Origin of the sequence: Sphingobacterium shayense, assembly GCF_013179575.1 — a bacterium.
GTDB classification, from domain to species: Bacteria; Bacteroidota; Bacteroidia; order Sphingobacteriales; family Sphingobacteriaceae; genus Sphingobacterium; species Sphingobacterium shayense.
This window is the reverse complement of sequence record NZ_JABMCQ010000149.1, coordinates 1-11,198: the sequence shown is the minus strand read 5'-3', so window position 1 is coordinate 11,198 and position 11,198 is coordinate 1. Positions and strand designations below refer to the sequence as shown.

Annotated in this window: 5 protein-coding genes; 4 read left to right on the top strand and 1 reads right to left on the bottom strand. The window is 41.2% G+C overall.

The window, feature by feature from the left end; all coding sequences use genetic code 11:
* The 4 genes from HP439_RS14975 to HP439_RS14960 all read left to right on the top strand — a co-directional run.
* A partial coding sequence (locus HP439_RS14975; RefSeq protein WP_172391147.1) for a SusC/RagA family TonB-linked outer membrane protein occupies nt 1-2,532 on the top strand: 2,532 nt, incomplete at its 5' end.
* A gap of 27 nt (nt 2,533-2,559) precedes the next feature.
* Nucleotides 2,560-4,266 (top strand): RagB/SusD family nutrient uptake outer membrane protein, encoded by a 1,707-nt coding sequence (locus tag HP439_RS14970; protein WP_172391146.1) that lies wholly within the window; start codon nt 2,560-2,562, stop codon nt 4,264-4,266.
* A 2-nt stretch (nt 4,267-4,268) separates the two neighbouring features.
* The gene (locus tag HP439_RS14965; RefSeq protein ID WP_172391145.1) at nt 4,269-6,185 is read left to right on the top strand and encodes a heparinase II/III domain-containing protein; all 1,917 of its coding nucleotides are present in this window, start codon (nt 4,269-4,271) and stop codon (nt 6,183-6,185) included.
* Nucleotides 6,186-6,203: 18 nt separating this feature from the next.
* The gene (locus HP439_RS14960) at nt 6,204-7,451 is read left to right on the top strand and encodes a glycoside hydrolase family 88 protein (RefSeq protein WP_172391144.1); all 1,248 of its coding nucleotides are present in this window, start codon (nt 6,204-6,206) and stop codon (nt 7,449-7,451) included.
* Between the two features lie 48 nt (nt 7,452-7,499).
* Here the strand turns inward: HP439_RS14960 and HP439_RS14955 are convergent.
* Nucleotides 7,500-11,198: hybrid sensor histidine kinase/response regulator transcription factor (locus HP439_RS14955; protein WP_172391143.1), on the bottom strand; the 3,699-nt coding region annotated here is incomplete at its 5' end.

Genomic DNA, 11,198 nt, shown 5'->3' with positions numbered 1-11,198 from the left:
CAGGACGTGGAAAGCATATCTGTTTTGAAAGATGCTGCATCGGCCTCCATATATGGATCGAGGGCAGCAAATGGGGTAATCTTAATAACGACTAAGAGAGGAAAGACGGGAGACTTTAAACTTAGCTACAGTAATTATTTTTCCACACAGCAGCCGTCCAATGTTTTCGGTATGGTGTCCAATTACGCCGATTACATGGAGCTGGTAAATGAAGGGTATCAAAATGGTGATCCCAATGCTACGCCAATTTTCTCTCAAGGGAATATTGATCTTTGGAGGGCAAACCAGAATGGAGATCCATTGAAATACCCGAATACAGATTGGGTAGAAGAGGTGTTTCAGAAAAAAATAAGCCAGAACCATAATATTTCGTTCACTGGCGGGTCTGATAAAATTAAATTTTTCGGCTCCTATGGATTACTTGACAATCCTGGCGTTATTGAAAAAGCAAATTATAAACGTCATACAGCGCGTGTTAATTTGGAAGCCGATCTTAAACCGTGGCTAACGGTGGGGGCGAATGTGAGCGGATTAGTTTCAAAAACAGATATAGGAACAAATATCATCGGAGATGTGTTTACTTATGCAGCGGCGAGCACGCCCGGAATGGTATTGCGATCTCCCGATGGTCGATATGGATCTGCAAACAATCCAGAAGACGACCCACAATCAAACAATGTGTTACATCGTCTGAACATTCGAAAAGGGAATATCAACAAAAATCAACTGGTGTCTCGATTTTTTGCAAAAGTGAGCCCAACAAAAGGGCTTAGCTTGGAAGGCTCGTATAGCTATACCTATAATGATGATTTTATATACTCGCAACCGGTCTTCCTAGACCGATGGAACTTTCTGACAGAGAGTATCGCATCCGCTGGAACTGGACGTACATCTGTGACCAATGAGTCGGTACGAACCTATCGGTACTATATGGATGGTGTTGCGCGCTACAAAAACGATGCAGCAGATGGCAGGTTTCGATATGAGGTGATGGCAGGAGCGAGTCAGGAATATTTAAACGACGGCTGGTTTGCAGCTTCTAAGCTCGATCTTATCGATCCCTCGCTTAGCGTCCTTAACGCTGCAACGATGGACGCTTCCGCCTCAGGGGATCGCACCGATTGGACGATGCGATCGTTTTTTGGTCGGGCAAACTTGTCGTGGGACGATAAGTACCTGTTGGAATTGAATGTTCGTACTGACGGGTCGTCTCGTTTTATGGCTGGAAAAAGCCGCTGGGGAACGTTTCCTTCGGCATCCTTCGGGTGGAAAATATCCGAGGAAGACTTTTATAACGTTTCTTGGATGCCGACATTAAAATTCCGGACATCGTACGGTTCATTAGGTAACAACGGTACAGTAGATGGAGCATTCCGCTACAACAGTGGAATAAACAATTATGAATACCAGACGCTTTACAACGCGAGCAACTATGTCTTGAATAACCAACTATTTGTTGGTTTCGCCCAGACGGTGCTCAGCAACAGCCTATTGACATGGGAGAGTACTAATATTTTGAACTTTGGTTTGGACTTTGATCTTTTAGATTATAAGTTAACCGGTTCTATCGATGTGTTTAATAAGAATACAAAGAATATTTTAATTAATCTTCCTGCACCTTTGGTTGTAGGTAATGCTTCAATACCAAGGACTAACGCGGCTACTGTACGAAACAATGGCGTAGAGTTTAGCTTAAATTACCGTGATAAGATTGGAGAAGATTTTAAGTTTAATATTGGAGGGAACGTAACTTTCATTGATAACAAAGTGACGAAATTCAAGGGAGATGATCAATCAATATCAGGAACAAACCTCCTACAAGAAGGCTATGCTATCAACACGCAGTACTTGTTGTTAACGGACAGAATTATACAAACTGATGCTGATTTAGCACTCGTACAACAGATGAAAGACAATGCCCCAATAGATCCTGAATCAGGGGAGAAACTCAACCCTTTTGCTTCCTACGGGACACCAAGTAAAGGAGATTTGCTCTATAAGGACGCAAATGGGGATGGACTTATCAACGATGACGATCGCGTTGCGATAGGTCATGGAACTGCGCCTCGCATCACATACGGTTTAAACGTAGGATTCGACTATAAAGGATTTGATTTTTCAGTTCTAGTTCAAGGGAACGCTGGGAATAAGGTGTTCTATCAAGATGGCTATTATTCACCTACCGTCCGTTGGGGATATCAGATTAATCAGGAGATTGCAGACAATAGATGGGTAGAGGGGAAGACAGATGCGCGTTTTCCGAGGTTACTACCTTACACAAACACGATGAATATCCGCAACAGTGATTTCTGGTTGCAAAATAAAGCTTTTCTCCGTGTGAAAAATATTCAGTTAGGCTATACGATTCCAAACTCGCTAACCCAACGAATAGCTGTTCAGAACTTGCGTATCTTCGGGTCGCTCGAGAACTACTGGACCTTTACCAGCTACGTTGGCTTCGACCCAGAAGTAAGCGGTACAAATTATCCTACGATGAAACAAGCCGTATTTGGCTTAAGCCTTACCTTTTAAATACTGACCACCTAAAGATAACAAACGATGAAAAGAATATCACTATTTTTATGTTTAGCCACTATACTCGGACTAGCGTCTTGTTACAAGCTAGATACAGAGCCTTACAGTCAGGTAAGCGCTCCTACTTTTTGGCAGAATGAAGATCAAGCGCTGGCAGGTGTGCTTGGTGTTTACAGCGATTTACAGAATGATAATACATTTGGATTGCAGTTCAATTATGACGGACTTACGGATATCGGTCTAGGATATGATGGTGCGGGACTTGGAGATATTATTGCCGGAACGTTTACAGATAGAACATCTCTAGTAGTTAGCCGGTGGCAATCGGGGTATGATCTGATTCAACGATCTAATCACGCAATTAGCCAGATTCAAAAGATGGACCTTGATGAAGGGGTCAAAAATGTATTTCTTGGGGAGCTGCGTTTCCTTCGGGGATTAATGTATTTCCAACTTACTAACCTTTTCGGAGACCTTCCTATATATGATGAATCTGTTGACTTGAATGTCGAATTTTCCTCCCTAAATAATCCGCGTGCTACGCAGGAAGAACTTTATGCATTTATCCATGCTGATTTAGATTTCGCGACGGCAAATCTACCAGTAAGCTATGAGGTGAAGCATTACGGGAGAGTAACCAAAGGTGCGGCATTTGCATTGCGGGGGAAGGTTAATCTTTATCAGAAGAAATGGACAGATGCAATTGCCGATTTTGAGGAAATTGTGTACAACAAGGGAAACAATTACGGATATGTACTTGCCGAGGATTATGCATCGTTATTCACGATGGAAGGTGATCAACAGCCTGAAATGATCTTCGCTATTCAGAATTTAGGTGGTACCGGATTTCCTAATGGTATGCCTTTAGCATTTTACCTTGGCACCCGCTCGACATTTGGTAGCTGTTGGAACAGTGTTATGCCGAGCACGCGCTTAGCTGATAGCTATGAAAATATCGACGGATCGCCATTTGATTGGAACAAACATTATCCAAATTTCAACCAGGACAATGCGGTGAAAAAAGAGGCGTTAATGGCTACTCAAAATGCGGGAACATTGACACACGTTCCGGATACTGCGAAAATCAGACAAATATATCAAGGACGTGACCCAAGAATGAATCAGAGTATAATAGTACCTTATTCCTTTTATCTAGGATGGAATGCGAATGCTGAACGCTCTATGCAATTTGTATTGGCAACAGGTGTAAACGAGAATTTTGGTCAAATTCGTAACAATAGAGGATGGTTAACGTACCTCTGGCGTAAATTTGTTCCTGAGGGCGATATGAATGGCGCATTAACCAATAGAGCAGATACACCGATTAACTTTCCTCTAATTCGTCTTGCGGATGTTCTGCTTATGCTTTCCGAAGCTTACAATGAGACCGGTCAACTTGATAAAGCGATCGCTGAATTAAACAAGGTTCGTATGCGTTCGACAATGCCAGGACTGAACAGTGGTCCATCATTCTTGTCGGTGACGAATAAAACTGAAATGCAGAGGCGTATAAGACACGAGCGTAGCGTAGAACTTGCTGGCGAGGGGCTACGGTACTTTGATCTAAAACGGTGGGAGGCTCTAGATGAGGTGTCATCGGGCTATATTGAAAAAAGTATCGTAGGGGATAATTTAGTAACTCGGGGTTACCAAGCGAGGCATCGGTTGTGGCCGGTTCCGGGACAGGAACGTGAAATGAATTCGAATCTAACACAAAATGCGGGATGGTAATCATGAAACGAGAATTATCGACATTCCTAGGCATACTTTGCCTATTATTTAGTGGCTCGGCTTTTTGCCAGCAAGAGCGTAATCTATTGACCGGAAATTACAAAATGGAAGAGCTTTCAAACACCTTGGTTTCTGACAACCGGTGGGTGCCATTTCCGCAATATGCGGATCGAAGTGGCTGGAATAAGTTGTTTGCCCCTGTTTATGACCAAATTATCCAAGAAGGAGAGAAAGGTCTTAACTATCAATGGCAAGTCGTAAAGGCTACGGACTATTTAGCTTATGAGCGGAACGGTTCTCGAGTAATTATGGAGAAACCTATTAATGCGAATGCCAACGCGCTCAGCTCTCTGTTTTTTGCGGAGCTTGCCGAGGGCAAAGGACGCTATCTCGATCAGATCATTAATGGCGTCTGGTATTTCACAGAGATGAGTACTTGGTCCCTTTCTGCTCATGTTCCTGCATTCCAGTCTTCCAAGCGGACTTTGCCACAGTCGGATACGGAAGTGATCGATCTGATGGCCGGTGATTTAGGATCCATGTTGTCGTGGATACATTATTACTTTAAACCTCAGATGGATAAAGTAAATCCGGAAATAAGCAACCGGCTAAAATTGCATCTTCAAAAACGGATTATTGAACCCTATTTGCAACGGAATGATATGTGGTGGTTAGGCTTTAAACTGAACGAAAACCAACTTGTAAATAATTGGAACCCTTGGTGTAATTTTAACGTATTAACGACGATCTTACTTATTGAAGACAACACTGAGCGGAGAAGGAAAGGTGTTTTTAAAAGCATGCGATCGGTTGATAAATTTTTAAACTACGTTAAACAAGATGGTGCTTGTGAAGAAGGGCCCTCATACTGGGGGCATGCCGCAGGTAAGTTATACGATTATCTCAAGCTACTTTCTCTTGCTACAGAAAATAAAATATCAATTTTTGATAATCAGATGGTGCGCGATATGGGCGAATATATCGGCGAGTCTTATATTGGCGGCGACCACTGGGTGGTGAACTTCGCTGACGCTTCGGCAAAGGGGGGAGGAGACCCTTCGTTGATTTTTCGTTACGGGAAAGCCGTAAACAGTGAGCAGATGATGCAATTCGGTAAGTATCTCAGCGAAAAGAAAAATACAGGTTTTACGGTCAATCGGGATATTTTCCGTGGATTAGAATACCTAACGAATGTACCCCAAATGGCGAGCACAAAACCCGCCTTGCCATCGGGTTCGTCTAAATGGTACAATCAAACAGAGTTTTTGTACCTCAAGCAGGGTAACGCTTTTTTCGCGGCTAAGGGGGGATATAATAATGAAAGTCACAACCATAACGATGTCGGGACATTCATATACTTTAAAGATCAAAAGCCGCTATTTGTTGATGCAGGAGTTGGTACTTATAATAAAAAGACTTTTAGTAGCGAGCGCTATGATATATGGACAATGCAAAGTGGATACCATAGTCTTCCTCAGATTAATGGTGTTGATCAGTCGTACGGGAGGCAATACAAAGCCAGCGAAGTGGTGTTTAACGAAGCTAAAAACACTTTCAGTTTGAATATTGCTGGAGCCTACCCCGCCGAGGCATCTGTAAAAAAATGGACGCGGTCCTATGTTCTTAACAAGGATGCGCTTACAATTAATGATCAGTTTGAGATACAGGGTGCTAGTAAGGCGAACATCGTTCATTTTCTGGTAGCTGAGAGACCGAGCATTGGTGTTAACGGAACGATCAGTTTGAATGATGGGAGCTACAGTTTTATTTTCAACCCTAATGATTTTGCTGTCTCGATCGAGGAAATAAAGCTAGATGATAGCCGTTTGAGTAGTGTTTGGGGACCTGCGTTATACCGAATTTCGCTAGAGGCAAAGAAGATAAAGGATAAAGGAACATACAAGTTTCAAATAAAATAGATACAAAGTACTAAAAATATGATAAAAAAATTGATTATCCCTTTAACGGGTTTATGCATCGTGTGGCTATTGACGGGTTGCGGTAATGCGCCTGAATCGTCTCTCCAGAATATCTTCGTTGCCTCGCAAAAACAGTATAGTTTTCTAACGACACAGGCAGATTCCCTTCAGAAATTTCCCAGGACGCTTGATACGAACGGAAATTTGATAGGAACTAATGAATGGGATTGGACAGGAGGATTCTTTCCTGGTTCACTATGGCTTATTTACAATCAAACAAGAGATGCGGATACTAAAGCTGCCGCTATAAGGTGGACGGAGAAGCTCGAGGCAGCTAAAAATTTAGATCAGCATCATGATATCGGATTTGTAATGTATTGTTCTTATGGGAACGCTATTAAATATGTTGACGACCCCGTGAAGGAGAAAAACTACAAAGAGATTGTTATTCATTCGGCAAATACCGCACTTAAACGTTACGACCCGGAAGTGGGGTTAATTAAATCATGGAACAACAAACTTTCTTGGGACGGAAAGACGATGTGGAAATACCCTGTGATTATTGATAATATGATGAATTTGGAGATGTTATGCTATGCGTCGGATATAACAGGGAATGCGAAATATAGAGACGTCGCCATTAACCATGCAAATAAGACGATGAAATATCATTTCAGAGAAGATTACAGTACTTTTCATGTAGTAGATTACGATAGCACCGGGCAGGCGATACACCGACAAACAAACCAAGGATATGCTGATGAATCTACCTGGGCACGAGGACAAGCATGGGCAATCTATGGATTTACAATGATGTATAGAGAAACTAAAGATCCAAATTATTTGAAAACGGCGACTCGGGCGGCTGAATACTATATTAACCATCCGAATTTACCAGCGGATAAGATCCCCGTTTGGGATTTTAATGTCGGGGAACAGGGGTATCACTCAGATGTCGATTTTAGTACGAGAAATATAACCGAGCAGCCGCGGGATGCCTCCGCAGCGGCGATAACCGCGTCTGCATTAGTGGAGTTATCGACGTTCACTTCAGGAGAGGTGAGCGAAACGTTTTTGGATTTTGCAAGATCGTCGCTAAAGACCTTGTCAAGTCCCCAATATACTGCTTCTACAAAAGAAAATGGTGGATTTATTTTAATGCATTCGACAGGGAGTCTTCCTCATGATAGTGAGGTGGATCTACCTTTAACTTACGCGGATTACTATTATTTGGAAGCTCTGAGTCGGCTTAAAACGTTGAATTAACTTCGAATAAGGTGGTTTCCATTGCGGGAACTGCCTTATCTCACTTTGTTAAACAGCATTCACCTTTGGATACTGACTCGGGCTCATGCCGAATTGCTTTTTGAACTCTCTACTAAAATATTTACTATCCATAAACCCTACGTAACCCGCGACATGGTTGACGGAGTTGCTAGACTCGCTTAACATCTGCGCGGCTTTTTTTAAACGAATGCTTTTCGAAAATTCGTTTACGGTCATCCCAGTTAATGATTTAACCTTTTTATAAAGGACTGAACTGCTCATACCCACTTCGCACGCTAAGAAATCGACCCCATATTGTGAGGATTCAATACCTTCCTCAATAACTCGTACAAGTCTCGATAGAAACTGTTCATCGACACTATTGACGACCTTTTTTGTAGGCTCTATGATATATTCTTGCCGGTATTTTTGTTGCAGTAGGTAGCGTGTTCTTATTAAATTTTGAATATGAAGATGCAAGATGTGTTTATTGTAGGGTTTGGTTAGATAAACGTCTGCGTGATGGTTTAGCCCTTCTAATATATCCTTTTCTTTGGTTTTTGCTGTCAGTAAAATGATCGGTATATGACTGGTAGCCATATTTGTTTTTAGCTCGGAGCAAACCTCCATGCCATTCTTCATGGGCATCATGACATCAGAAATGATAAGATTAGGTAAGTGTTTTTGTGCTGTCAAAACACCATCTACGCCGTTATTGGCTGTTAATATCTGATAGCTATTTGAGAGTAGTTCACAAAGGAGACTTCTCAGGTCTGCATTGTCTTCTATGATAAGAATGACGGGTTTTTCCGTTGCCGCTTCTGAAATGCCGGAGCTTTTTAATTCTACAGGATTTTCCTGAAGTGTAATGATGTCCGAGGATTGATCATAAATCAAAGGAAGTGCGCCAGATTCGCTCTGCTTAATAGGAAGCACGATAGTAAATGTAGTCTTACCGGCTTTGCTTGCAGCATAGATTTCCCCTGAGTGCATGCGCATAATCTGTTTACTCAAAGCTAATCCCATCCCGAAGCCAAGTTCTCGATCAGAAAAATCTACTTGAAAAAAGTTTTCGAAAATCTTCTCAAGATATTCACCTGGTATTTCTTTTCCCTGGTTAGTTAGACTGAAAACCAGGTGTTCATTCTCAATCTTACTTTCAACTTGGATTACTGCTCCGTGTGTCCCGTATTTTACCGCGTTACTAAGTAAGTTAAAAAATACTTTTTCCAATTGCAGAGAGTCGAAGTCGATTATACAACTGCTAAAATCGGCTGTATAATCTATAGTTAACCCTTGTTCTTGATATACAAGCCTGAACGACTCTAGTATGTCATTGATAAAAATAGCGATGTCCTTTTTTGAACATGACAGAGGCAAAACAGTTGTTTCGACTTTTCGAAAATCAATTAGTTCAGATGATAATCGCAAAAGCCGCTTACTGTTTTTTGAAGCATTGGTTAATTGCGAACGAATATATTGATCGTCTACTTGTTCTAATGCATTATCAATCGGGATTATTATAAGTGATAGATGTGAGCGTATTTCATGAGAAATCATACTAAAGAAATTAAGTTTCGTTTGATGAAGCTGTTCTTCTTTAACTAAAATCTCTCGAAGGAACAGATAGCGAACGATGAAGAATAGTAATAAACACAATATGGAAACATAGATCAATAACGCCCACCAAGAAAGGTAAGCTGGCGGTTCAATTGTAAAGGTTATCTTGCTTTGCTTAGACCAAATACCATCGCTATTGGAGCCTTTGACTGCGAGAACGTAGGTTCCCGGTGCGAGATTGGAAAAGCTTACTTCTGCTTTATCCAAAGTACTCCAGGGGGCATTCTGTCCTTCCAAACGATACATAAATCTATTTTGTTTTGCTTTGATATAGTTGCTCAGAGCAAATTGAATAGTAAATACCCGTTCCGAATTATTAAAATTTAGATGAGGGCGATTAGTGATATTTAGTGGAAGAATCTTTGGTGTTTTAGTGGGTGATACGGGTTGATTGCCAAATAGATTGAGACCAGTGAAGATGACTGAAGGCTGTTCATCGTTTACTTCTATACTTGAGGGATTGAACCATGTTATTCCTCCTAAACTACCGAGAAATACTGTTCCATTACTTGAGAGGTAGGTCGAGTTATAGTTAAATTCATCATCGGCAAGCCCATCTTGATAACTGTAATTTTGAATTCTTTTCCCTTCATTCGTTAATCTCGATAGTCCTCGTGTCGTGGTGATCCACAAACTTTTGTTTCTGTCTTCAAGCAAACCAACTATGTTGTCACTCGTTAATCCATCTTTGCTTGTGTAACGGCGAAGCAAGGAGTCTGATTTGGGATCAATAAGCATTAATCCTTCATAATCGACGCCGATCCATATTCTACCTTTGTGATCTTCGAGCATACAGTTGTACGCATGTATAGGCCGTTCAATTTTGGTTAAAAATCTTTTTATTTCGCCATTTTTCGGGTTAAATTTGAACAAATCAGTGGATGTTAAGATCCACAATTGATCGTCGATGGATTCGACGATTTTGACTGTCATTTGTTTAGAAAACGTGTTTTTGATATTTTTAGGAGTGACATCGCGGAAGTTCATTCCCTCACGAATAAGTATTTTGTTATACCCTTCTCCGAATACCCAGTAACGACCCTGCGAATCCTGGTACAAACTCATGATATTGGCATTACGCAGTGAATCTTTGTTCTTATGGATAATCGCCAGACTGTACCTTCCGGTATTCGGATTTAGGTGATATAAACCACCGCCGCTTGTGCCGATCCAAACGCTATCGGCATGATCAATCAATATAGATTTGACAAAGTTGGAGCGCGATTGGAGTAGTCCGAGATTGTGATTGTAAAACCCTGTTATTTTTTTTAGATTCCGCTCAGTAAGAAAGACACCACCCCCTTCGGTACCAAACCATAAATTGTGATTACGATCTTCCGCAATGGGCCTTATCACATTATGTGGAATTTTTGTAGGAGAGTTAATCGTTAATCGTTCAAATTTGGTATTTATTCCATAAGCTAAATTTACTCCACCGAAATAAGTTCCTATCCATAAAGAATGCTGGTCATCTTCAAAGAGCGCATAAATAGAGTTCTGACTAAGACTGTTGGGGTTTTCAGGATCGTTCTGTGCGTTGGTAAAACTAAAGTCAGCTAAATCCATAATACTTACTCCGTTCTGCGTGGCTATAAAAAGCTTCTTGTCGGTGGTAATCATAAGTTCACGAATCGACGGATGCAGAAGCCCCTGCTTCCCATTACTTCCGAAATGCCGTAAAGTATTGGTTTTAGTAGAGAAGCCGTACAGCCCATTGGTTTCAGACCCAAACCATAAATTGTGTTTGTCATCTTCAATAATGCTTCGTACATGTCCCTTAATATTTCCAATTGCAGAAGGGGAGGCGAGGATAGAAAGTCGTTCGTTTTTATATTCTAGCCGAGTGATTCCGTGTGCGGAAGTTGCCCAGAGAATATTTTTGTTATCGACATAGATCTCATGGATGATTTCAGATCTTAAGACCCCGGGCGTCGAACTTAATTTGATACATTTTCTAGATTCTTTTTTAAGAAGAAAAAGACCCCGGTTCGTTCCAACCCAAATATTACCACGATGATCTTCTCGAATTTTAAGTACTGAAATTCCGTGTACTTTCCGGAAATTCTCAAAAAAATAAAAATGTCTGAAGTTATCGTTCTTCTCGTCATACAAATCCAACCCTCCTTG

Excerpts from the sequence above, each read along its gene's own strand:
- HP439_RS14970 (WP_172391146.1), top strand. The coding sequence starts at position 2,560 with ATGAAAAGAATATCACTATTTTTATGTTTAGCCACTATACTCGGACTA.
- HP439_RS14965 (WP_172391145.1), top strand. The coding sequence starts at position 4,269 with ATGAAACGAGAATTATCGACATTCCTAGGCATACTTTGCCTATTATTT.
- HP439_RS14960 (WP_172391144.1), top strand. The coding sequence starts at position 6,204 with ATGATAAAAAAATTGATTATCCCTTTAACGGGTTTATGCATCGTGTGG.